The organism is Actinomadura luzonensis, assembly GCF_022664455.2.
GTDB classification, from domain to species: domain Bacteria; phylum Actinomycetota; class Actinomycetes; order Streptosporangiales; family Streptosporangiaceae; genus Nonomuraea; species Nonomuraea luzonensis.
In genome coordinates, this window is record NZ_JAKRKC020000003.1 from 442,861 (window position 1) to 465,307 (window position 22,447).

Genomic DNA, 22,447 nt, shown 5'->3' on the forward strand with positions numbered 1-22,447 from the left:
AGCCCCGTTCCCGCCAAGAGATGACCCAAGCATGCCGCATCGTGGGCCTCCTTCACCAACCTGTGACCGCTCCGGTCCCTTGTGGCCGCGCTCACAGTCTACTAATTTGTTTGGTCGGAATACCAACTAACTTTTCCGGCTGATTCCCACCGGCTGATTCCCACCGGGCCCTCCCGTCCGTACGAAGGGGCGAGCCATGCCACCCACCACCACACGCCGCGGGTTCCTCGGCCTCGTCGGCGCCAGCATCTTGGTCGCCGGCTGCGCGGAGAAGCAGACGGCCTCGAAAGGCACCGCCGTCGCCGCCGACAAGCTGAAGAGCCTGGTGCCGACGCGGGTCCCGTTCGAGATCCCCGGGCTCCGGCCCGACCTGCCCGGCGGCGAGTTCGTCGCGCCCGGCTTCCTGACCCGCCCGGCCACCATGGCCCAGGCCGTCACCACCAAGCCGCTGACCAGCGGCAAGGAGGTGACCGCGATGACCCCGCTGTGGGGCACCGTGCCGCCCGGCCTCGGCAGCAACTCCTACTACGACATCGTCAACGAGCGCCTCGGCGGCGTCGTCCGCTTCAACATCTCCGACGGCAACACCTACGGGCAGAAGCTCTCCACCCTGCTGGCCAGCGGCGACGTCCCCGACATGGTGTGCGTGCCGCAGTGGGAGCTCATCAAGATCGCGCACTTCACCGAGGCCGCCAACAAGCTCTTCGCCGACCTGTCGCCCTACCTCGCCGGGGACAAGGCCAAGGAGTTCCCGCTCCTCGCCAACTACGACACCGCCGCCTGGCAGTACAGCGTCTTCGGCGGCCTCCTCCAGGGCATCCCCTGGCAGAACGACCCGTTCCCGTTCGCCACCTTCGTCCGCCAGGACATCCTCAAGGACCTCGGCCTGGAGCAGCCGAGGAGCGGCGACGACCTGCTCGCGCTCGGCAAGGCCATCACCGACGCCAAGAAGAAGCGCTGGGCCTTCGGCGGCGGCATGGAGCAGGAGATGCAGCGGGCCTTCGGCGCGCCCCGCGAGTGGCGCAAGAAGGCCGACGGCACCCTCGAGTACAAGTACGAGACCGCCGAGTGGGCCGCCTCCATCGAGTTCATGACCAAGCTCTTCGCCGGCGGCTGGGTGCACCCCGACATCGTGGCCAACAAGGACGCCGACAACAAAGGCATCTTCGGCAGCGGCCAGATGGTCGTCTACCGGGACGGCCTCGGCTCCTGGCACGAGAACCTGGGCCGCTTCCAGCCCGACAACCCCAAGTTCGACCAGCAGATCGTCGCCCCCTACCCCGCCACCCCCGGCGGCAAGGTCATCATGTGGCGCAACGAGCCCGCCAGCATGTTCGCCTTCATCAAGAAGGGCCTCGGCGACGCCCGCACCCGCGAGCTGCTCGCGCTGGCCAACTGGACCTCCGCGCCCTTCGGCACCCAGGAGTACGAGCTGGTCTTCAACGGCGTCGAGGGCAAGCACTACACGGTCGAGGACGGCAAGATCAAGCAGACCGCGCTCGGCCGCAAGGAGGTCGCGCCGACGTACATGTTCCTGTCCGGCCGCCCCAACGCCAACGAGAAGAGCCAGTACGAGGGCCTGGTCCAGGCCCTGTACGACTGGGAGACGCAGGCCGCCAAGCTGCTGGAGAACGACCCGTTCGTGGGCATCAGGGTCGAGACGCCGTCCAAGATGGCGGGCCTGGTCACCCCCACCGAGGACAAGATGCAGGAGATCTTCCGCGGCAAGCGCCCGGTGTCGGAGTGGCCGAAGATCGTCAAGGAGTGGCAGGAGCAGGGCGGCAACGAGGCGCGCGAGTTCTACATGAAGGTCGCGCGCGAGAACGGGCGGCTGTGAGGGGCCCGGCGTGGGCGTGGTGACCGCCTCCCCGGCACGGCTGCGCGAACCCGCCGTGCCGCAGAAGCTCACCTGGCGCGACAAGCTCCGCAGGGACTGGCCGCTGCTGGTGATGAACCTGCCGATGTTGCTGCTGGTGCTCGCCTTCTGGTGGATCCCGGCGCTCGGCAACGTCATCGCCTTCCAGGACTACAACCCCTACACCGGCGGCATCCTGGACAGCCCGGTCATCGGCTTCACCAACTTCGCGCTGCTCTTCCAGGACCCCCAGTTCCTGCGCGCCATGCTCAACACGCTGTCGATCACGGCGTTCCAGCTCGTGTTCTACTTCCCCGTGCCGATCATGCTGGCGCTGCTGCTGCACAGCATCGTCTCGGCGCGGCTGCGGGCGTTCGTGCAGGGCGTGGTCTACATGCCGTACTTCTTCTCGTGGGTGCTGGTCGTGGCCGTCTTCCAGCAGATGTTCGGCGGGGCCGGGCTGCTGGCCCAGCTCCTGCGCGAGCACGGCCACCAGGGCGTGGACTGGATGACGAACTCCGACACGTTCATCCTGCTCATCACCACCCAGACCATCTGGAAGGACGCCGGCTGGGGCGCGATCATCTTCCTGGCCGCGCTCAGCACCATCGACCCCAACCTGTACGAGGCCGCCGCCGTGGACGGGGCCCGCCGGTGGCGGCGCATGTGGCACATCACGCTGCCCGGCCTCCGCCCGGTGATCGTGCTGCTGCTGATCCTGCGGCTCGGCGACGCGCTCAACGTCGGCTTCGAGCAGTTCATGCTGCAACGGAGCGCGGTGGGCAGCCAGGCGTCGGAGGTGTTCGACACGTTCGTGTACTGGTCCGGGCTGCGTACCGGCGACCTGGGGTACGGGGCGGCGGCCGGGCTCTTCAAGGGGCTGGTCGGGCTGCTGCTGATCCTGGCGGCCAACCGGGTGGCGCACGCGTTCGGCGAGCGAGGGGTGTATACGCGATCATGACCGTACTGTCGCGCGGCAAGCCCGCGAAGCTCGCCCCCTGGGAGGAGCGGCCCTCGCCGGTCGGGCAGGCCGGCAAGGGCGCGGCGGTGACGCTGATCGTCCTCGCCGTGCTCGGGCCGCTCTACACGATCGTGCTGACCAGCCTCAGCTCGGCCGCGACCGTCAACCGCGCGGGCGGCCTGGTGCTCGTCCCGGACGGCCTCACCCTGGAGGCCTACCGCCAGATCTTCTCCGACACCGTGGTGAGCAGGGCCGTGCTGGTGAGCACGGGGGTGACCGTGGCCGGGACGCTGATCAGCACCGCGGTGAGCGTGCTGGGGGCGTACTCGCTGTCGCGCCCCGGCTCGTTCCTGCACCGCCCGCTGCTGTTCAGCGTCCTGCTGATGTTCGTCTTCTTCCCCGGCATCATCCCCGTCTACCTGATGGTGAGCGGGCTGGGGCTGAAGGACAGCTACTGGTCGCTGATCCTGCCGACCGCCGTGTCGGCGTTCAACGTGGTGGTGCTGCGGTCGTTCTTCATGAACATCCCCGGCGAGGTGCTGGACAGCGCCCGCATCGACGGCGCGAGCGAGTTCCGCGTGCTGTGGCGGATCGTGCTGCCGATGTCGAAGGCGGTGACGGCGGTGGTCGCGATGTTCTACGCGGTGGGCTACTGGAACGCCTGGTTCAACGCCATGTTGTACATCGACGACACCCGCAGGTGGCCGCTGGCGCTGATCCTGCGGCAGTACGTGGTCGACTCGAACCCGCTGCCGGCGGCCACCGCCGGGGTGACCGGGGACGCGCCGCCCACACTGGCGATCAAGATGGCGATCGTGGTGATCGCGGTGGTGCCCGCCCTGATCATCTACCCGTTCGTGCAGCGCCACTTCACCAAGGGCGTGATCGTCGGCGCCATCAAGGGCTGAACCGGTCCGCCCGGGCCGCCCGGTCCGCCCAGGGCCGGCGCGACGCCCTGGGCGGCCAGGACCGGCGGCGGTCGCCCGCCTGCCGGTTCAGCCGTGGCGTAAGCCGCCGGGGCCGCCCGCGCCCGGCCGCCCGGCGGTCACGGGGAGGGCGACGGTCAGCGCGCGCGGGGCCGGACGGACGGATCGACGCAGGTCAACGGTGGTACGCATGGCGTTCCAACCCCCTTCGGTCGTGCCTACCGTCATCATTCGCGGCGCGAGGTAAAGCCGCTGTGTTGCCGGACACAGCGCCGCCGGATCCGCCTGGGCGGCCGGTGCGGCCGATTCCGAGGCTTGACCGTCCACGGAGAAAGCCGTCCCGGGGGCCGGGTAGGGGGGGAGGGACGTGAGAAGGGGGAGCCATGAACAGTCCGACACGCAAGGTGCCGAGCGGGGCGTCGGAGCTGGGCGACGGGATCGTCGTCGGGGCCGGGCCCGTCACCGTGGACGCCTACGAGGACTTCCTGTGCCCGTTCTGCCGGTTGTTCGAGCAGACCGCGGCCCCGCTGCTCGACGAGCTGGTCGACGCCGGGGCCATCAGCCTGGTCCGCCACCCGATGGCGTTCCTGGACGAGCTGTCCACCACCCGCTACTCCACCCGGGCCGCCGCCGCCTCCGCCTGCGCCGCCGACCAGGGGCGGTTCGCCGCGTACGCCCGCGCGCTGTTCGCCGAGCAGCCGCCGGAGGGCGGCCCGGGGCTCGGCGACGACCAGCTCATCGAGCTGGGACGCCGCGCGGCCGGGCTGGACGAGGAGGGCTTCGGGGCCTGCGTACGGTCCGGCGCCTACCTGGACTGGGCAGGGTACGTGACCGCCTTGGCCGTCGAGCGGGGCGTCAGCGCGACGCCGACCGTGTTCGTCGCGGGCTCGCCGGTGCCGGCGAACCCGGAGACGATCCGGCTGGCGGTGCGCGCGTCGCTCCGGTGAACCGCCGGACGGCCGGGCGGCTGGACGGCTGGACGGAGTTCAGACCAGCGCGGTGCAGATCGCGCCGGCCGGTCGCGCGGTTCCGCCGCGGCCGGAAGGGGCGACGCACGCTCGTGCCCGCTCGTCCGGCGCGTAGACCTCGTCGGAGTAGCTGACGCCGGTGCCGAAGTCGCCGCCCGAGTACCGCGTCAGCCTCCAGTCCGGTTCGTCCCCGTCGATCCGGGACTCCCGCTCCACCCACACGACGTAGCCGGCGCCCTGGCCCCGCGCGACGAAGCGCGCCCAGTTGACCTGGCAGGTGCGCGCCCTGCCCCTCATGAGGTCGTTGACCAGCTCGCCCGGCCCGTACCGCAGCTCGACGTAGCCGCCGAAGGCGCGGGCGCGGACGGGCACTCCCCCGTGCTGGACGGTCCAGGCGTTCGCCGTGCAGCCGGTGGCGACCGGGTCCTTGCCGTCGCAGCCCGTCCGGTAGCAGGGCACCGTACGGATCAGCTTGTCGCGCGGCGGTTCGGGGGCGGCGTTCGCGGGCGAGCAAGGGAGCAGGACCAGGGTCAGCGCGGCCAGGACGGCCGGCATCGGACGCAGACGCACAGGAATCCTCCGGAGGAGAGGGGAACGGGAGCCGGCGACGGCCGCGGGATCGCGAGGCCGGCTCCTGGACGCTAACCGCGGCCCTTGCCCGGGCGGAACGGCGTGGACCACCCTGGGACCAAGGCCGGACCGGACGCGGACCGGACGCGGACCAGGCGCGGACCAGCGGAGGGGCGACACGTGAGCGGGAACGGCGACGACGCGGCACGCCGGCTCGGCGCCGCGATCCGGGCGCACCGGCTGGCGCGGGGCCTGTCGCTGCGGGCGCTGGCCCGCGCGGTCGGGCTCACCGGTCACGGGACCCTGGTCGACTACGAGCACGGCAGGCGGCTGCCTCCGCTGGACCTCCTCACGTCCGTGGAGCGGGCGCTCGGCGTGCCGGACGGGGAGCTGCTGCGCCTGCGGGACGCGGCGCTGGCCGATCGCGGGCAGGTCGAGGCGGCCCGGCTGCTCCAGGACCCGCCGCCGGCGGCGGCGCGGGAGGAGGCGCACGGCACCGCGGGCGACGCCGGGCCTTCGCGCCGCCGGAGGGGGCCCACGCGCGGGGTCGTCATCGCGGCGGCGGCCGTGGCGGTGGCCGCGGTGGCAGTGGCCGCGGTGGCGGTGACGACGATGGTGATGACGGCGGTGGTGGCGGCGTCCCGGCCGTCTCCGGAATCGACGCGGCCCACGCAGCCCACGCAGCCCCCGGCCCCGGCCCCTGCCGCGGCCGCCACGTCCGTCGTCATGATGGACTTCGAGCGGCCCGGCGAGCGCTGGTCGGTCTTCTGGGGCTCGCAGGTCGCGAGGAGCGAGGTCACCTCGGCGGTCGCGCACCACGGCAGGCGGGCCGTGCTGGTCAAGGTGACGGGCGCCACGTCCGCGCGGGGCTACTCGGCCGTCGGCACCACCCACGGCCTGACCGGGCTGAGGCCCGGCATGAAGGTGACCACCTGGCTCTGGGTGCCAGGCGCCCAGCCGGGCGCCGGCGTCCGGTTCTTCGCCATGGACGCGGCCTCCAGGACGGTGTTCGCGCCGGAGAACCCCGACACGGAGACCAGGCTGCCGGCCGCCCGCGGCTGGACGTCCTTCACCTGGACCGTCCCGCGGATGGACGAGCTGCACGCGATCGGCGTGCAGCTCTACGCCGAGACCGACGACCCGGTGACCGTCGGCATCGACGAGGTCACCTGGTGAGCCGCCGTCAGCCGGTGAAGACGTCCTCGGCGGCCACCTCGCCGTCGCGGCTGACCGGCAGGCCGGTGGTGGCGCAGAAGCGGCGCGGGGCCGCGTACGAGGGGCCGGCCCAGTAGTCGGAGCGGGCGACGCGCGGCACGTACAGCCGGGTGCCCGGCCTGTCAGGACCTCAGCAGCCGGTACGCCGCGTACGCCGTGGCCCCGTACGCCAGGTGCGGGAGCACGTCCGAGATCCAGTCGGTCGCCGACCACGTGCGCGGGTCGGTGGTGCCGAGCAGGGTGAGCGGGGCGTTGGAGCCGGTCATCGCGAGCGCCGTGAGCGCCAGCACGCCGACCGGCCACGACGGCCGCCACCGCTCGGCGGCGAGCCCGTAGCAGAGCGCCGCCGCGGCCCCGGTGCCGTAGCCGAGCAGCGCGCCCAGCGCCTCCTTGCGGTTGCCGGCCCGCTCGCTGTCGCCCAGGTCCACGTCGGCGAGGTGGGTGAGCTTGTCCACGGCCCGCTGCGGGGTGCTGCTGGCGGGGCGGGCGCGGATCGCCATGTCGAGGTAGCTGACGGCGTTGAGCGCGGCGGTCCCGGCGGCGCCCGCGATCAGGCCCTTCGTGAGCGTGTGCATGGCCCGGCAGCTACCCGGGCGTCCCCCGGCTACGCCCGGTGTCAGGTGTGCAGGACGTTCTGCGCGTACCGCCCGGGGACGTTGCCCGGCGGCTGGAGGACGAACACCACGTACGTCTCGTAGTGCAGCGGGCCCTGCCCGGCCACCCGGCCCGCGCCCACCCGCGTGCTCTCCTTCCACACCAGGCGGCTGAAGTGCGCGGTGCGGGCGGGGTCGCCGGGCGGGTCGGCCCAGTCGTAGTGGACGACCTGGTCGTACCAGGCGACGACGGCCTCGGAGGCGGTGCGGGGCGTGCCGGAGCTGGCGCCCCAGTAGACGTTCTCGCCGGTCCCGTCGCGGACCGGGCCCGGCGTCTGGTGCTCCGACCAGGACGCGGCCCGCAGCCTGGCGTACGCGACCAGCTCGGGGTCCATGACCAGCCGCGGCGCGTAGTGCTTGGCCCGGTAGGCGTTGGCCTCGCTCAGCGCCTCGGCGAGGAAGGCGAGGTCGGTGGCGTCGGGGAGGGCGATGCGGGTTCCGGCCAACACGATCACCTCGTTGGGAGAGACCACCCGATCGTGCGCCGGGGTCTCGCGGCGGTCAACCTTGTAAGGCTTTGGCCTGTTCTCTCCAAGTACGGGTGTAGATCGACGAAGGGAGCATGGCCGGTGCGTCTCAAACGGGCGAAGCTCGCCACGGACCCCGCGGCGTTCGAAGCCTTCTACCGGCAGCACGTGGACGCGGTCACCCGGTTCCTGGCCCGCCGCGCCGACGACCCGCACACGGTCGCCGACCTGGTGGCGGACGTGTTCCTGGCGGTGCTCGACTCGGCGCACACCTACCGTCCCGGCCGGGGCAGCGAGATCGCCTGGCTGTACGGGGTGGCGCGGAACACGTTGTCGGCCGAGCGGCGGCGGGCGCTGAAGCAGTCGCAGCTCACCCACCGCGTCAGCGGCCGGCGTCCGCTCGACCAGGACGACCTGGCCAGGCTGGAGGAGCGCATCGACGCCGAGCGGCCCGCCAGGCGGGCGTTCGAGGCGATGGCGGACCTGCCCGACGGGGAACGCGCGGTCCTGGAGCTGGTCGTGCTGGAGCAGCTCACCGTGACCGAGGCGGCGGAGGCGCTCGGCATCCGCTCGGGCACCGCCATGGTACGGCTGCACCGCGCCCGCAAGACGCTGCGGAAACTGCCCTTCGTCCTGGAAGGAATCACCCGATGACATTCGAGGAGCAGTTGCTGATGGATCTCAAGGCCGAAATCTCCGCGCGCGCCCAGCGTGCCCGCCGCACCACCCGCCGTCTGCTGGCGGGCGCGGCGGTGGCCGGGGTGGCCGCCGTGGGGGCGATCGCGCTGCCGCTGGTGACGGGCGCGCAGCCGCCCGCGTACGCGGTGAGCAAGAACCCGGACGGCACCGTCCGGGTCGAGGTCAACGAGTTCAGGGACGCCGACAAGCTGGAGCGGGACCTGGCGCGGGCCGGGGTCACGGCCGACGTCACCTACCTGCGTCCCGGCACCCGCTGCCGGGGCGACCGAGGGCGGATCGTCGGCGGCGAGGAGCCGACGACCCCGGAGGACTGGCGCACGTCGGTCTCCTACCGGGCCGCCAGACCGGCCGGCGCGGGGGTCGACCTCTCGCCCGCGTACGTCAAGCCCGGGCAGACGCTGGTGATGGAGTTCACCGAGAACGCCGACCAGACGTCCGGGCCTGCCAAGCCGCGCGTGTTGTGGCAGTTCAAGGCGCTGGTGGTGGAGGGCCCGGTCCAGCCGTGCGTCCTGGAGGCCGACCCCGGCTGGAACGACCTGGGCGGCCCGGCCGGCCGACCGCCCGCCGGCAGCTAGGGAAGCAGGAGCCCCCAGTACAGGGCCCACGGCACGAACACCGCGCCGCCCGCGACCAGGACCCCGAGCCGGATCCGCTCGCCGCGGGCGGCGTCCTGCCCGCGGCGGCGGCGGGTGGCCGTGACCGCCGTGACCACGGTGGCCGCGATCGTCAGGACCGCGACGGCCTGGAGCGCCAGCCAGACGACCGGCCGCCCGGCCAGCAGCGGCCCGGGCGCGGCCAGCTTGCCGCCGGTCAGGACCACGTAGCACAGGTAACCGAACCCGCCCAGCACGACCGTCAGCCCACCGGCGCTGACCAGCCGCGCGGCCCGCACCGGCGCCACCACCCCGGCGGCCCTCCTTCGCCGCAGCCGCCGGGCCAGGGCGACCACCGGATACCCGCCGAACGCCACCAGGAACACCACCAGCGCCGCGAGCTGCACCCCGGCCGACTCCCACCACGCGGGAGGCGGCACCCCCACGCTGTCGTCGGCCTGCACCGGCGCGGGCCCCTCGATCCGGGCCACGGGAGCGCGTCCCGTGGTGGCCTGGCCGGTCCACGTGCCCACCAGCTCCGCGTAGCCGGGCGCGAGCTCCGGCAGCCGGGTGACCCCGCCGTCGGGCGTCGCGTGCGCCGCGTGGTCGGCCCCGTCGAAGAAGCGGAACGTGTAGCGGCGGTTCCCGCCCCGCTCCAGCGCGGCGGCGAAGATCGGCGGCGTCTCCCTGGGCGGCGTGAGCAGGTCGTTCGTGCCCCAGATGGCGAGCACGGGCTGCCGCAGCCGGGCGAGGACCGGCAGCGGGTCGTGGTACGGCTCGGGGAACAGCCCGCCGTCCGCGATCACCCGGTACAGGGTGGGCTCGGCCCGGTCCACGAGCGACCCGCGCACGCCCGCCTTGCGCAGCCCGGCCGCGACCGCCCAGGTCTGCTGGCGCAGCGGGATCAGGGCGTTGGCGCCGACGACGATGACGAAGGCGATGCCGGTGGAGCGGGAGGCGGCGAGCGGGGCCACCCATCCGCCTTCGCTGAGGCCCAGGATGCCGACCTTGCCGGGGTCGACGCCGGGCTGCCGGCGCAGGGTCTCGACGGCTCCGAGGGCGTCCGTGGCGAGCTGTCCGTACGACCGCTGGAACGTCGAGTAGCCCTGCGAACGCTTGTCGTAGACGAGCACGGCCAGGCCCTGCCGGGCGAACGCGACGGCCTCCGGCAGCAGCTTCTCCCGCGGGGTGCCGGTGCCGGCCCCGTGCACGAGCACCACCCCGGCCCGCCCGTCCCCCGCCCCGGCCTGGTTGATCACACTCCCGTGCAGCAGCAGGTTCCCGTCGCCGCGGAAGCTCACTTCGGTCGAGGTCAAGCCCTCGGGGAGGGCCGGAGGCGCGGCGGCGACCGCCGGCCCGCCCGTCAGCAGCAGGAGCACGACGGCCACGGCCGCCGCCCACAGTATCTTCATGTCCGCAGACACTACTCTGCAGAGAGTTGTCGGCAAACGATTCTCTGCAGATATCGTTCTGAAGGACTAGCCTGATCCTCATGAAGGACGAGGAGCCGTTCGTGCTCGACGACCCCGACCGGCTCAAGGCGCTGGCGCACCCGATGCGCCGCCGCATGCTGACCCACCTCAACGTGCACGGCCCCGCCACCTCCACCACGCTCGGCGAGCTGCTCGGCGCGAAGACCGGCACCACCAGCTACCACCTGCGGCAGCTGGAGAAGTACGGCTTCATCGAGGAGATCCCCGAGCGCTCGTCGGGTCGCGAGCGCTGGTGGCGCCGCGCCGAGCTGCCCCGCGACATGCGCCTGCCCACCCCCGACCAGGTGGCCCCCGAGGACCGGCCGGTGCTGGAGGAGTTCCACCGCGTCGGCTACGAGGAGGACCGCCGGCTGTTCGACCGCTTCCCCGCCGCCTACCGCGCCGACCCCGGCTGGGCGAAGGGCTCGCGCGGGCTGGCCCGCATGACCAAGGAGGACCTGGACGCCTTCTACGACGAGTACATCGCCCTGCTCCTGCGCTACAGCCGCCGCGCCGACGAGGCCCCGCCCGGCGCCCGCCCCGTCCACGTCCGTCTGTTCACCCTCCCCGCGGACGAGGACTGAGCCCCGTCCCCGCCCGCGGGAAGCCCGGCGGATCAGGCCTTCAGGACGTTCTCCCGGTACTGCCCCTCGTAGTTGCCGGGCGGCTCGAACACGAAGACGATGTACGTCTCGTAGTAGTCGGTGCCCTGACCCGCCACGCGGGCCGCGCCGACCCTGGTCGTGCCCTTCCAGACGAGCTGGCTGAAGTGGCCGGTCCTGGCGAAGTCGCCGGGCGGGTCGTCCCAGTTGTAGTTGGTGATCTCGTTGTACCAGCTCGTGACGGCGTCGGCGGCGGTCTTCGGCTGGCCGGCGGAACCGGCTCCCCAGTAGATGTTCTCGCCGGTCCCGTCGCGCAGGCCGTCGTGGCCCGCGGACAGCTTCTCGTACTCGGAGCGGGACGCCGCCCGGGACTTGGCGTACTCGACGAGCTTGGCGTCCATGGTGAGCGGTGGTGCGTGGTGCTTGGCCCGGTAGGCGTTGGCCTCGCTGAGCGCCTCCGACAGGAAGCTGTCGGTGGTGGCGTCCGGCAGGGCGGGACGGGTTCCGGCCATCACGATCACCTCGTCGTGAAAGGAGTGGGGACTCCTGGAGCGTGCTCCCTCGCCTACCGTGCGTCAACGTCCGGTTGCGGACACGGGGCGGCGCGGACCGGGAGAGCGCGAGAGGGCCGGGAAGCCCTCTCGCGCGCGTCGGGCATCGGGTGATGGGAAGCCCGCCTGCTGGGTCAGGCGGGGGCGCAGGCGAGGGTGGGGGTGGCGGCGGCGCCGGAGCCGTTGAAGCCGAACGAGGTGGTGGCGTTCGCGGCCAGGGCGCCGTTGTAGCTCGCGTTCGTCACGGTCACGTTCGCGCCGGACTGGGACACGGTGCCGTTCCAGAGGGAGGTGACCTTCTGGTCGGCGGGCCAGGTCCAGGTGACCTTCCAGCCCGAGATGGACGCGGAGCCGGTGTTCTGGACCGAGACCTCGGCGCCGAAGCCGCCGGGCCAGCTGTTGCCCGGCTTGTACGTGGCGGTGCAACCGGTGCCGGTGGTGGGGGTGACCGTGGGGGTGACGGTCGGGGTCACGGTGGGGGTGACCGTGGGGGTGACCGTGGGGGTGACGGTCGGGGTGACGGTGATGGGCGGGCCGGTGCGGTCGCCGTAGATGATGCCGCGGCCGTTCGTCCCCACGTACACCCGGCCGTACACGCGCGGGTCGCCGGTCAGCGCCTCGCCCATGTTGCCCCACTGGTGCTTGTCGTCGTTGATGCGCAGCCAGCTCGCCCCGCCGTTGTCGGAGCGGTAGAGGCCGGTGACGTTGTCGATCGTGGCGACCGTGTAGACCGCCGCGTACGTCGCGCCGGGCGCGGCCTTGCCGAAGCCGACGTTCACCGACTTGGTGACGCCGCTGACCTTGGTGAAGGAGGCGCCGCTGTTGGTGGAGTGCCAGAGGCCGCCGTCGCCGGCCAGCCACAGGTCGCCCTCGACGCCGGGCACCGCCTTGAACTTGCCGCTGGTCGGCAGGCCGGTGGCGGCGGTGGCGGTGAAGGTGGCGCCGCCGTTGGTGCTGAGGTAGAGGCGGCCGCCGCTCAGGCCGTAGAACTTGGCCGCGTTGACCCGGTCGGACTCGACGACGGCGTCCGTCGGCAGGCCGGAGGCGGTCTGCCAGGAGTTGCCGTAGCCGACCGAGTAGACCGGCGTGACGCCCTTCGGGGCCCACACGAAGCGGGAGCCGTCGGCGGCGGCGGCGACCGTGCCGCCCTCGTTGACGCCGCCCGGCTCCGTGCCCTGGAACCAGTTCGCGCCGCCGTCCGTGGAGAAGGCGACGTGGCTGTCGTTCGGGCGGTCGGCGTCGGTGAAGCTGCCGGCCCTGACCATGACGGACGGGTTCTTCTCGGCGTAGTCGAGGCTGGTGGTCGAGGTGAACAGGGGTTGCGTGAACATCATCGGCGGTACGGCGTCCAGGTTCGCGTGCCGGAAGCCGGCGATGTCGCCGAGGCCGCTGATCAGCGGGGCGCCGCTCGGCGGGCTGATCAGGTCGAGGACGGCGGTCTCCTCCAGCCCCCTGGCCATGGGCTTGATGGTGAACTGGCCGCCCGCGTCCCACTGGGTGAGGTTCTCGGTGCCGTACACGGTGGCGCCGGTGCCGTACATCATGCGGTTGGAGTCGAACGGGTCGATCTCCAGCGACTCCGTCATCCAGCCGAGCTTGGGCGTGACCTCGGGCGGCTGCGGGTTCGTGCCGAAGGTCAGCCAGGGGTCCTCGGTGATGTCCATCTTGTAGCGGAAGCTGCGGTTCGGGTAGGAGGTCCAGTCCCAGACCCGCGTCCAGGTGGCGCCGGAGTCCGTCGAGCGGAAGAAGATGACGTCCGGCCACCAGGAGATCTGGGTGGCGACCATGAGCGTGCCGGGCTTCTGCCGGTCGAGGGTGAGGCCGCTGTAGCCGAAGTAGTCGTCGCTGGAGGACGACGGGACGGGGCTGATCTGGGTCCAGGCGCCGGTGGCGGTGGCGTAGCGCCACACGTCGCCCTTGGCCCCGTCGTACGGGCCTCCGGTGTCGCTGGTGGCGATGTACAGGTAGCCGTTGACGGTGTCGAGCACGCCCTTGTGGGCGATGTAGCCGGTGGGCTGGCCGGCCAGGCGCGACCAGGTGGCGCCGCCGTCGGTGGTGCGGTAGACGGTGTTCTCCTTGTCGGCGACGCCCACGTAGATGGTCTTGGTGGCGGTGCCGGAGGCGGAGGAGCGCTTGTCGTAGGTGACCCAGACGACGCCGGGGCGGTGGCTCAGGTAGCCGTTGGCGTCGTTGGGGTCCTGGGCGTAGTTGCCCGGGTTGGGGAAGGAGGCGACCTTGGCCCAGGTGGCGCCGTAGTCGGTGCTGCGCCACAGGCCGTTGCCGTTGGGCGTGCCGAAGTAGAGGACGCGGTTGTCGTTCGGGTCGACGGACAGCGCCTCGCCCATGCCGCGGCCGGGCATGTTGCCGCCGAGCTTGAACGGCAGCGGCGTGACCTGCCAGGTGTCGCCCTTGTCGGTGGAGCGCAGGATGGCGCCGTTGTTGGGGTCCCAGCTATTGGTGTACATGCCGGCGGCGGCGTACACGCGGTTGGTCTGGACGGGGTCGGTGGCGAGGCTGATCACGCCGTTGTAGCCCCAGTTGTCCCAGCCGACCCAGTCGAGCAGCGGGGTCCACGACTTGGTGGACTGGTTCCACCGGTAGGCGCCGCCGATGTCGGTGCGGGCGTAGATGAGGTTGCGCTCGGTGGGGTTGAACACGATCCCCGGCACGAAGCCGCCGCCGTCGATGCGCACGTTCTTGTACGCGTACGGATCGGAGGCGACCGCCGCGACCGGCGTCATCCGGACCACGGCCGCCACCAGCAGGACGGCGGCCGTCGCCAGCAGGGCCAATAACCTTCTTCGCATGCGCGGCTCTCCCTTTCCGGGCACGCCGGAGGGCGGCCCCAAGGCTTCTGATGACCGCCATGCACGAGCAGAGTGCGAGACCCTGACCGTCGCCGCGCCTTCGCGCATGAGCTTCCCCAAGAGGCTCACACACGCCCGCGCCGAAGGTCAATAGTTTGGATGTACAACGAATTAAGGAGCGCAGGATGCACTATCCCGACTTCCGGGTGGACGGCCAGGTCGCCCTGGTCACAGGGGCGGCGCGGGGTCTCGGCCACGCCATCGCCCTGGCCCTGGCGAACGCCGGCGCGGACGTCGCCCTGGGCCTGCGGGACGCCGGGAGCGACGGCGGGCTGCCGGCCGAGATCACCGCGCTCGGCCGGGAGGCCCTTCCCCTCCAGATGGACATGACCGTCCCGGCCCAGATCGGCGCGGCCGTGCAGGCCGTCCTCGACCGCTTCGGCCGCCTCGACATCCTGGTCAACAACGCGGGCGTCGCCCCCGGCAACCCGGCCGAGGACGTCACCGAGGAGGACTTCGACCGCACCCTCGCCGTCAACCTCAAGGGCACCTTCCTGGCCAGCCAGGCGGCCGGCCGGGCGATGATCCGCCAGGGCTCCGGCCGCATCGTGAACGTCGGCTCCCAGGCCGGCGAGGTCGCCCTGCCCGGCGAGTCCGTCTACTGCATGACCAAGGCCGCGATCGCCCACCTGACCCGCTGCCTCGCGGTCGAGTGGGGCCCGCACGGTGTCACGGTCAACAACGTCGCGCCCACCTTCATCCGCACGCCGGGCACCGAATCGGCGCTGTCGGACCCGGCGTTCGAGGCGGACGTGATCGAGCGCGTCGCGGCGCTGCACCGCATCGGCGAGCCCATGGACGTGGCCGGCGCGGTGCTGTTCCTGGCCTCCCCGGCCGCGTCCCTGGTCACCGGCCACACGCTGGTCGTGGACGGCGGCTGGACGGTCCGATGAGGCCCGAGTTCGAGGACACCTTCGACGGCGACCGCCTCGACGAGAGCAAGTGGATCCCGTACTACCTGCCGCAGTGGAGCGGGAGGGAGGCGGCGCGGGCCCGCTACCGGCTCGGCGGCGGCCTGCTGCGGCTGCGCATCGAGGAGGACCAGCCGCCGTGGCTGCCGGAGGTGGAGGGCGAGCTGCGGGTGTCGTCCCTCCAGACCGGCCTGTACGCCGGCCCGCTCGGCAGCACTGTCGGCCAGCACGGGCGCGGCGGCCTGCGGGTGCGCGAGGAGCAGCCCGCGCAGCGGCTCTACACCCCCCGCTACGGCCGGATCGAGATGCGCGCCCGGGCCCTCGACGACCCCGACTGCATGGTGGCGCTCTGGCTCATCGGCTACGAGGACGCGCCGGAGCGCTCGGCCGAGATCTGCGTCGCCGAGATCTTCGGCAGGGACGTCGGCCCGGACCGCGCGCGCGTCGGCATGGGCGTGCACCCCTTCGGCGACCCGTCGATCACCGACGACTTCACGGTGGAGGAGCTGCCGATCGACGCGCGCGAGTTCCACGTCTACGCCGCCGACTGGACGCCGGACCAGGTGTCCTTCGAGGTGGACGGCCGGCATGTGCGGACCGTGCGCCAGTCGCCGGCCTACCCGATGCAGCTCATGCTCAACGTCTACGAGTTCCGCCCGGGCTCGGGCACGTACCCGAAGGAGTTCACCGTGGACTACGTACGCGGCTGGGCTCACTAGCCGCCCACAGCGCGATCCCGATGTAGAGGACCTGCTCGGGGACGCGCTGCCACAGCGGCGTGGCGGGCTCGCCGCCGAACGTGACGTCGTTCAGCGCGGCGTGCACGTTGGCCGGGAGCATGGCGAGGAACAGCAGCGCCAGGCAGACGCCGGCGGGCCGCCGGAAGCGTTCGAGCACGAGCCCGGCGGCCCCCGCCAGCTCCAGCACGCCGGTCAGGAGGACCACGAAGGCCGGGAACGGCACGAACGGCGGCACCATGGCGACCATGTCGGCGTGGTTCGGCATGAAGGTCACGCCCGCCGGGACGAAGTGCGCACTGGCCGTCATGACCAGCATGACGGCCAGCCCGTGGGCGGCGCTGACCCGCCATGTGGCGAAACGGGACACGCCGAGCGCGCCCAGCAGCCGGAACGCCAGGGTGGCGGCCAGCAGGACGAGGACGGTCATCACAGCCTCCCAAGATTGGATAGTGCCACTATCTCACATACTCGATAGTGACACTATCCAATTCGGTGGGCTACCGCGCGAGCGTGACGTCCTTCAGCCGCAGATCGCCCTTGAAGACCAGGTACAGGGTGCCCGCGCCGGCCTTCACCGCCGCGCTCGCCGTCCCGTACCGATAGATCCCGCCGGTGGCCGGCACCTCCACGGTGCCGAGCAGCGGGCCGGCCGGCGAGCCCGAGCGCACCTCGAACGCCCCGCCGTTCACCGACGCCACCGACGCCGTCAGGCGCGAGCCCCAGGACGCCTTCGCGAACGACACCCAGTCGCCCGCCGAGCCCTCGACGACCTCCCCGGAGACCTTCGTCTCGTCGGCGAACACGACGCCGGAGTAGTCGTCGAAGTCCATCGCCCGGGTGGTCCGCGCCAGGTCGCGCACCGGGACGGTCTCGCCCGCGACGCGCAGCGCGCCCGTCGCCCGGATCCGGTCGGAGGCCGAGCCCACCAGGACGTCGTGCGTGGCGTTCTCCACCACCCACCGGCCCCGCGTGTGGTCCCAGACCGCGAGGTCCGAGCGCTTCAGCGGGAAGGTGACGGTCCGGCTCTCGCCCGGGTTCAGGGTGATCCGCTGGAAGCCGCGGAGCTGCTTGACCGGCTGGACGAAGCGCGACTCGCGCTGGTGGGTGTAGAGCTGCACGACCTCGTCGCCGCGGGTCCGGCCGGTGTTGGTGACCCGCACGCTCACCCGGTCGCCCTGCACCTTGAGCCCCTGGTAGCCGAACGTGGTGTAGCTCAGCCCGTGCCCGAAGGCGTAGAGCGGCTTGTCCTTCCCGTACAGGTACGTCATCCCGGTCTTGGTCAGGTCGTAGTCGAACCTGCTCGGCAGCGCGTCGCTCGCGGGCCAGGTCTGGGTGAGCCGGCCCGCCGGGTTGACGTCGCCGAACAGCACGTCGGCGACGGCGTGCCCGGTCTCCGCGCCCGCGTGCGTGGTCCACAGCAGCGTGGGGGCGTCCACGATCACCGGGTAGCTGGTCTCCAGCACCACCACGGTCCTCGGGTTGGCCTTGCGCACGGCCTCGATGAGCCGCCGCTGCCCCTCGCCGAGCTGCAGGTTCGGGCGGTCGTGGAACTCGCGCCCGGACACGAACGGGTGGCTGCCCACCACCACGACCGCGACCTCCGCCTTGGCGGCCTGCGCGGCGGCCTCGGCGACGCCGTCGGAGACGACCTCCTTGCCGAACCTCGCCGCCTCGGCCTTGGGGGCCAGGGCGAGCGCGCCGTCGGCGGTGACCGTCACGTACGGGTCGGGCAGCGCGTACCAGCCCTCGACCGTCTCGTAGCCCGCGTAGCGGATGAGGTAGCTGCCGTCGTCCTGGCGCTCCAGGGCGAACTGCTGCTGCACGTACCAGCCGTCGGGTTCGGCGTCGTCGGTGTCGAGCGAGCGCCAGTCGCCGCCGAGCAGCTTGCCGTTGCCCGCGTTGCGCAGCGTGGACACGCCGCCGGTCCAGTCGGTCAGGTCCCACTGCGAGGCGGCCGTCGGCGCGGTGTCGAGCAGGGCCGCGTTGTCGTCGGGGCCGGTGCCGGTGGCGGTGATGTACTTGCCGGAGGCCAGGTGCTTGAGCGCGACGCGCTCCAGCCCCTGCCCGGTGCTGACGTCCGGCACCCGCTCCTTGATCCCGGCCAGCGGCGTCACCTGGTACGGGAGCTGCCCCGCGTACCAGTCACGGTGGAGCCGGTCGGCGAGCGGCCCGACCACGGCCGCCGACTTCGGCCTGGCCAGCGGCAGCGTTCCCGAGTTGCGCAGCAGCACGGCGGCCTTGGCCGCGGTCTCCCGGTTGAGCTTCTGGTTCGCCGGGCTGTTGATCACGTCCTGGGTGATCTTCTTGTACGGCCCGCCGTCCGGGTCGAAGTGGCCGAGCCTGGTGCGGATCGACAACACGTGCCGCACCGCCTGGTCCACGTCCGGCACCGTGATGAGGTTCTGGTCCAGCGCCGCCCGCAGGTTCGTGACCAGCGGGCCGGTGTTGCTGTCGTCGATGGTGTAGCTGTCGAGCCCGGCCTTCAGCACGGCGGCGAACGCCTCGGGCTTGGTGTCGTAGTAGTGCTCGAGGTCGGTGAGGGCGTGCGGGCCCCAGGCGTCGCTGACGTTGTAGAGCGTCTTGTCCGTCCAGGAGCGGACCACCTGGTCCAGGTCCGGGTTGACGTGGTTCGGGCGGCCGTTGACCAGGTTGTAGGAGGCCATGACACCGGTCGCCGCGTCCGCCGAGATCGCCGCCTTGAACGCCTGCTCGTAGTACTCGTGCTTGAGCTTGGGCGTCAGGTTGGAGGAGGTGACGCCGCGGTCGGTCTCGTTGTTGTAGGCCAGGTAGTGCTTCAGGACCGGGGCGGTCTTCAGGTAGAAGGGGTCGTCGCCCTCCAGGCCCTTGCCGTACGCGGTCGAGACGGCCCCCGTCAGGTACGGGTCCTCCGAGTAGCCCTCCTCGTTGCGGCCCGCCCGCGGGTCGCGCAGCAGGTCCACCACGGGCGCCCACACCTGGAGCCCCCACAGCGTGGGGTTCGCCGCGTTGTAGCCGCGCGCCTCGTCGCCGACGGCCGAGCCGACCTTCCTGATCAGGGCCGGGTCCCAGGTGCTGGCCAGGCCCACGGCCTGCGGGAACACGGTGCCGGAGGCGAACTTCTGCTTCCAGCCGTCGTTGAGGTCGTTCGACCAGGCCACGCCGTGCAGGGCCTCGGTGCCGTTCTTGTGGTAGGCGATGCCGAGGCGCGGGATCGCCGCCTGCGACTGGTGCAGCAGGCTCAGCTTCTCGTCGAGCGTGAGCCGGCCGAGCAGGTCGTCCACGCGCTGCTCCAGGGGCAGGCGCGGGTTCTGGAAGGGATAGCCGGCCGCCTGCGCGGCGGGCGGCGCCGCGAGCAGCGAGGCCGCCAGGGTGAGGGCGGCCAACAACGGGACACGTGAACGCATGGGCACTCCGTCACTTGATGGCGCCGACCGTCACACCGCGGGTCAGCGTGCGCTGGAAGATCAGGAAGAAGGCGACCGCCGGGACGATGCCGAGCAGGGCCGAGGCGCTGGACATGGTGGCGTCCATGAACTTCTCGCCCTGGAGGACGGCGAGCGCGACCGGCACCGTCTGGGTGTCGTTGGAGATGAGGAAGATGAGCGGCAGGAAGAACTCGTTCCAGGTCCAGATGAAGAAGAAGATCAGCAGGACGTTCAGGGTGGGCCTGCTGATCGGCACCACGATCTGCCACAGGGCGCGCAGCCGCCCCGCGCCGTCGATGGCCGCCGCCTCCAGGATCTCCTTCGGGAACTGGCCCAGCACCGCGCTCAGCAGGTACGTGCCGAACGCCGCCTGGATCACGGTCATGACGATGATCACGGCGAGCTGGGTGTCGTACAGGCCGGCGGCCTTGGCCAGGTAGTACAGCGGGTAGGCCAGCGCCTCCTGCGGCAGCGTGTTGGCCACCAGGAACAGCACGAGGATCGACAGCCGGCCCCTGATCCGGCCGATGCCCAGCGCGTACGCGTTGAGCACCGACAGCACGACGGCGAACACCGCCACCGACACGCTGATGACCAGGCTGTTCCACAGCTTGCCGGCGAAGTCCACCCGGGTCCAGAAGTCGGCCAGCCCCTGGAGGTACAGCCCGTCCGGCAGGCTGAGCGGCCCCTGCGTGCTGTACTCGGCGGGCGACTTGACCGCGTTCATCGCCACCAGCGCGAACGGGAACAGCATGACGACCGCCAGCACCGCCAGCGCGAACAGCACCGCCCAGCGCCCCGGCCCCCTCACTGCGCACGCTCCTGCACGCGCAGGAACAGGAACGTCACCACGATGATGATCAGCGCCAGCACCGTGGCGACGGCCGAGCCGTACCCGACGTTGCTCTTCTGGAAGAAGTTCAGGTACGAGAAGTACGACGGCACCATGGTGGCGTTGCCCGGTCCTCCCCTGGTCAGCACGAAGATCGGCCCGAAGACCTTCAGCGCCGCGATCGTGCACGTCAGCAGCACCACGAAGATCTCCGGCCGGATCTGCGGGATCGTGATGTGCCAGAACTTGCGGAACCACGAGGCCCCGTCGATCTCGGCCGCCTCGTAGTAGGCCGGATCGACGCGCTGCAGCCCGGCCATGAAGATCACGACCGGGTAGCCGAGCTGGAACCACACCATGACCGCCATCACCGTGGCCAGCGCCAGGTCGGGATCGCCGAGCCAGTCGAGGTCCAGGTGGAAGATCTGGTTGACGGCGCCGTACGACGGGTGCAGCATCCAGCCCCACACCACGCCCGCCACCGCCACCGGCAGCACCTGCGGCAGGTAGTACATCGCGCGCAGCGTCGCGGCGGTGCGCGTCCCGAACCGCTTGGCGACGTAGTCGAACAGCGCCGAGGCCAGCACGAGGCCGATCGCGGTCGGCACGACGGCCATGGCCACGATCAGCCCCACGTTGTGCTGGAAGGACTGCCAGAACCGCTCGTCCCGCAGCAGCCGGGCGTAGTTGTCGAAGCCGATCCAGCGCGGCGTGCCCACCCCTGACCAGCGGGTGAAGCTCGCCCCCACGTTCATGAGGAACGGCACGACGACGACGACCACGAACAGGACCAGGCTGGGGGCCAGGTAGAGCCAGTACCCCCGCGTGCGCACCCTCATCTAGTTGCCGATGTCCTGGAGGTTGTCCTCGTACGGCTTGGCGATCTCGTCCAGCACCTGCGCGGGCGTCTTGCTGCCGTTGATGAGGTTCTGGACGCCGGCCACGAGGACGTCGTAGTAGCCGGGCGCCGGCCAGTCCGGGTAGAAGGCGAGGCCGTCGGTGCTGGTGAGCTTGTTGAAGGTCTCGATCAGCTCCTTGCTCCTGGCGTCGGTGATCGCGGCCGGGTCGGCGGCCACGGGGAGCCCGCCGGAGTTGCCGAGCAGGTTCTGGATGTCCTTGCTCATGGTGATGTCGATGAAGTCGTAGGCCAGGTCCTTGTTCTTCGACTTCTCGGGGACGATCCACAGGTTGCCGCTGGAGCCGGGCGACAGCGTGGCGCCGGGGAACAGGAAGTGGCCCCACTCGAAGTCCTTGACCTCGGAGGCGACGCGGCCGTACCACCAGCTCCCGCTGATCATCATGGGGAACTTGCCGTTCATGAACGCCACGCCCATGTCCTCGGCCTTCAGGCCGGAGGAGTTCTTGGCGATGTAGCCCTTCTTCACCCAGTCCGCGAACGTCTGCGCGCCGTAGGTCAGCTCGGGGCCGTGGAAGTCCACCTTGCCCTGGTACGACTGGTACGCCGCCAGCCATGGCTTCTGCGCCTTGGTCAGCGCGAGCTGGTAGAAGATCTGCTGGGCGGGGTACTCGGCGCCGGCGTTGGCGATGGGCGTCACCCCGGCCTTGACGAACGTGTCGAGGGCCGCCGTGAACTCCTCGAACGTGGCCGGGACCGGCACCTTGTGCTTCTCGAACAGGTCCTTGTTGTAGTAGACCATCACGAACTCGCCGTAGTTCGGGACGCCGAACCAGTTGCCGGAGCCCATGACGCCGCGGTCGTCGTACTTGGCGGTGGTCTGCAGGCCGCCGGGCAGCAGCTTGTCCCAGCCGCGCTTGGCGGCCTCCTCGGTGAGGTCCGTCAGCAGGCCCTGCTTGGACAGCAGGCCGGCGGTGGCGTTGCCCTTGTTGTACTCCATGATGTCGGGCGCCTCGTCGGAGTTCAGCACCATGCTCGCCGTCTTCTGGATCTGCTCGAAGCCCTTGGACTCGAACTTGACGGTGACGTTGGGGTGCGACGCCTCGAACTTCTTGATCGCCTCGGCCCACGCCTTGCCCATGGCGCTGTCGGGGGTCTCGTAGTGCCAGAGCTTCAGCACGCGCGGCTGGGCGGCCGACGCCGACGGCGGGGTCTCCGCGCCCGAGCCGCAGGCCGACAGGACCAGGACCGCGGCGGCCAGCGCCGCGGCGCCTCTCAATCTGACCATGATCCCTCCAAGGGGGG

The 22,447-nt window shown here is 71.5% G+C and carries 22 protein-coding genes; 10 read left to right on the forward strand and 12 right to left on the reverse strand.

The features are described 5' to 3' along the window. The first annotated feature begins 196 nt into the window (after window positions 1-196). From MF672_RS47115 to MF672_RS47130, 4 genes are all read left to right on the forward strand, one after another. On the forward strand, window positions 197-1,837 hold the full coding sequence (locus MF672_RS47115; protein ID WP_242373773.1) for an extracellular solute-binding protein: 1,641 nt from the start codon (window positions 197-199) through the stop codon (window positions 1,835-1,837). A gap of 10 nt (window positions 1,838-1,847) precedes the next feature. Continuing rightward, window positions 1,848-2,816, forward strand: a complete 969-nt coding sequence (locus MF672_RS47120) for an ABC transporter permease (protein WP_407654819.1) — start codon at window positions 1,848-1,850, stop codon at window positions 2,814-2,816. Continuing rightward, a complete protein-coding gene (locus tag MF672_RS47125) occupies window positions 2,813-3,724 on the forward strand; it encodes a carbohydrate ABC transporter permease (RefSeq protein WP_242373774.1) in 912 nt (303 codons plus the stop codon). The genes MF672_RS47120 and MF672_RS47125 overlap by 4 nt, the downstream gene beginning before the upstream one ends. A gap of 401 nt (window positions 3,725-4,125) precedes the next feature. Next, complete coding sequence (locus MF672_RS47130) at window positions 4,126-4,689, forward strand: DsbA family protein (RefSeq protein WP_242373775.1); 564 nt, start codon at window positions 4,126-4,128, stop codon at window positions 4,687-4,689. A 39-nt stretch (window positions 4,690-4,728) separates the two neighbouring features. Here MF672_RS47130 and MF672_RS47135 read toward each other — a convergent pair whose 3' ends face one another. Continuing rightward, window positions 4,729-5,280, reverse strand: coding sequence for a YjfA family protein (locus tag MF672_RS47135; protein ID WP_242373776.1), 552 nt, complete (start codon window positions 5,278-5,280; stop codon window positions 4,729-4,731). A gap of 180 nt (window positions 5,281-5,460) precedes the next feature. Between MF672_RS47135 and MF672_RS47140 the strand changes: the two genes are divergently transcribed. Continuing rightward, window positions 5,461-6,456 (forward strand): helix-turn-helix domain-containing protein, encoded by a 996-nt coding sequence (locus MF672_RS47140; protein ID WP_242373777.1) that lies wholly within the window; start codon window positions 5,461-5,463, stop codon window positions 6,454-6,456. 7 nt (window positions 6,457-6,463) lie between these two features. Here MF672_RS47140 and MF672_RS51690 read toward each other — a convergent pair whose 3' ends face one another. Genes MF672_RS51690 through MF672_RS47150 form a run of 3 tightly spaced genes read right to left on the reverse strand, consistent with a single transcriptional unit; the run spans window position 6,464 to window position 7,597 of the window. Then, the gene (locus MF672_RS51690; RefSeq protein ID WP_302893414.1) at window positions 6,464-6,595 is read right to left on the reverse strand and encodes a hypothetical protein; all 132 of its coding nucleotides are present in this window, start codon (window positions 6,593-6,595) and stop codon (window positions 6,464-6,466) included. 22 nt (window positions 6,596-6,617) lie between these two features. Further along, window positions 6,618-7,070 (reverse strand): hypothetical protein, encoded by a 453-nt coding sequence (locus MF672_RS47145; RefSeq protein WP_242373778.1) that lies wholly within the window; start codon window positions 7,068-7,070, stop codon window positions 6,618-6,620. Window positions 7,071-7,111: 41 nt separating this feature from the next. Continuing rightward, window positions 7,112-7,597, reverse strand: coding sequence for a CAP domain-containing protein (locus MF672_RS47150; protein WP_242373779.1), 486 nt, complete (start codon window positions 7,595-7,597; stop codon window positions 7,112-7,114). 120 nt (window positions 7,598-7,717) lie between these two features. On the opposite strand from MF672_RS47150, the gene MF672_RS47155 reads away from it, so the two are divergent. Next, window positions 7,718-8,269, forward strand: coding sequence for an RNA polymerase sigma factor (locus MF672_RS47155; RefSeq protein WP_242373780.1), 552 nt, complete (start codon window positions 7,718-7,720; stop codon window positions 8,267-8,269). Continuing rightward, window positions 8,266-8,889: a hypothetical protein gene (locus MF672_RS47160; RefSeq protein ID WP_242373781.1), complete on the forward strand. Its 624-nt coding sequence runs from the start codon at window positions 8,266-8,268 to the stop codon at window positions 8,887-8,889. The genes MF672_RS47155 and MF672_RS47160 overlap by 4 nt, the downstream gene beginning before the upstream one ends. Here MF672_RS47160 and MF672_RS51695 read toward each other — a convergent pair. After that, window positions 8,886-10,319 (reverse strand): alpha/beta hydrolase family protein, encoded by a 1,434-nt coding sequence (locus MF672_RS51695; RefSeq protein WP_302893415.1) that lies wholly within the window; start codon window positions 10,317-10,319, stop codon window positions 8,886-8,888. The genes MF672_RS47160 and MF672_RS51695 overlap by 4 nt on opposite strands. Window positions 10,320-10,399: 80 nt before the next feature. On the opposite strand from MF672_RS51695, the gene MF672_RS47175 reads away from it, so the two are divergent. After that, entirely contained in the window at window positions 10,400-10,963 is a 564-nt protein-coding gene (locus MF672_RS47175; RefSeq protein WP_242373782.1) for an ArsR/SmtB family transcription factor, read from the forward strand. A 32-nt stretch (window positions 10,964-10,995) separates the two neighbouring features. On the opposite strand, the gene MF672_RS47180 is transcribed toward MF672_RS47175, so the two are convergent. Beyond that, window positions 10,996-11,493, reverse strand: coding sequence for a CAP family protein (locus MF672_RS47180; protein ID WP_242373783.1), 498 nt, complete (start codon window positions 11,491-11,493; stop codon window positions 10,996-10,998). Between the two features lie 173 nt (window positions 11,494-11,666). Continuing rightward, a complete protein-coding gene (locus MF672_RS47185; RefSeq protein WP_302893416.1) occupies window positions 11,667-14,339 on the reverse strand; it encodes a cellulose binding domain-containing protein in 2,673 nt (890 codons plus the stop codon). Window positions 14,340-14,524: 185 nt separating this feature from the next. On the opposite strand from MF672_RS47185, the gene MF672_RS47190 reads away from it, so the two are divergent. Next, complete coding sequence (locus MF672_RS47190) at window positions 14,525-15,292, forward strand: SDR family NAD(P)-dependent oxidoreductase (protein ID WP_242373784.1); 768 nt, start codon at window positions 14,525-14,527, stop codon at window positions 15,290-15,292. Further along, entirely contained in the window at window positions 15,289-16,029 is a 741-nt protein-coding gene (locus MF672_RS47195) for a glycoside hydrolase family 16 protein (protein WP_242373785.1), read from the forward strand. The genes MF672_RS47190 and MF672_RS47195 overlap by 4 nt, the downstream gene beginning before the upstream one ends. On the opposite strand, the gene MF672_RS47200 is transcribed toward MF672_RS47195, so the two are convergent. The 5 genes from MF672_RS47200 to MF672_RS47220 form a co-directional block, all read right to left on the reverse strand. Then, complete coding sequence (locus MF672_RS47200) at window positions 15,995-16,477, reverse strand: DoxX family protein (RefSeq protein ID WP_242373786.1); 483 nt, start codon at window positions 16,475-16,477, stop codon at window positions 15,995-15,997. The genes MF672_RS47195 and MF672_RS47200 overlap by 35 nt on opposite strands. Before the next feature lie 70 nt (window positions 16,478-16,547). Continuing rightward, complete coding sequence (locus tag MF672_RS47205; RefSeq protein ID WP_242373787.1) at window positions 16,548-19,433, reverse strand: glycoside hydrolase family 3 protein; 2,886 nt, start codon at window positions 19,431-19,433, stop codon at window positions 16,548-16,550. A gap of 10 nt (window positions 19,434-19,443) precedes the next feature. Beyond that, window positions 19,444-20,265: a carbohydrate ABC transporter permease gene (locus MF672_RS47210; protein ID WP_242373788.1), complete on the reverse strand. Its 822-nt coding sequence runs from the start codon at window positions 20,263-20,265 to the stop codon at window positions 19,444-19,446. Beyond that, window positions 20,262-21,125, reverse strand: coding sequence for a carbohydrate ABC transporter permease (locus MF672_RS47215; protein ID WP_242373789.1), 864 nt, complete (start codon window positions 21,123-21,125; stop codon window positions 20,262-20,264). The genes MF672_RS47210 and MF672_RS47215 overlap by 4 nt, the downstream gene beginning before the upstream one ends. Continuing rightward, window positions 21,126-22,430: an ABC transporter substrate-binding protein gene (locus MF672_RS47220; protein WP_242373790.1), complete on the reverse strand. Its 1,305-nt coding sequence runs from the start codon at window positions 22,428-22,430 to the stop codon at window positions 21,126-21,128. Window positions 22,431-22,447: the final 17 nt, after the last annotated feature.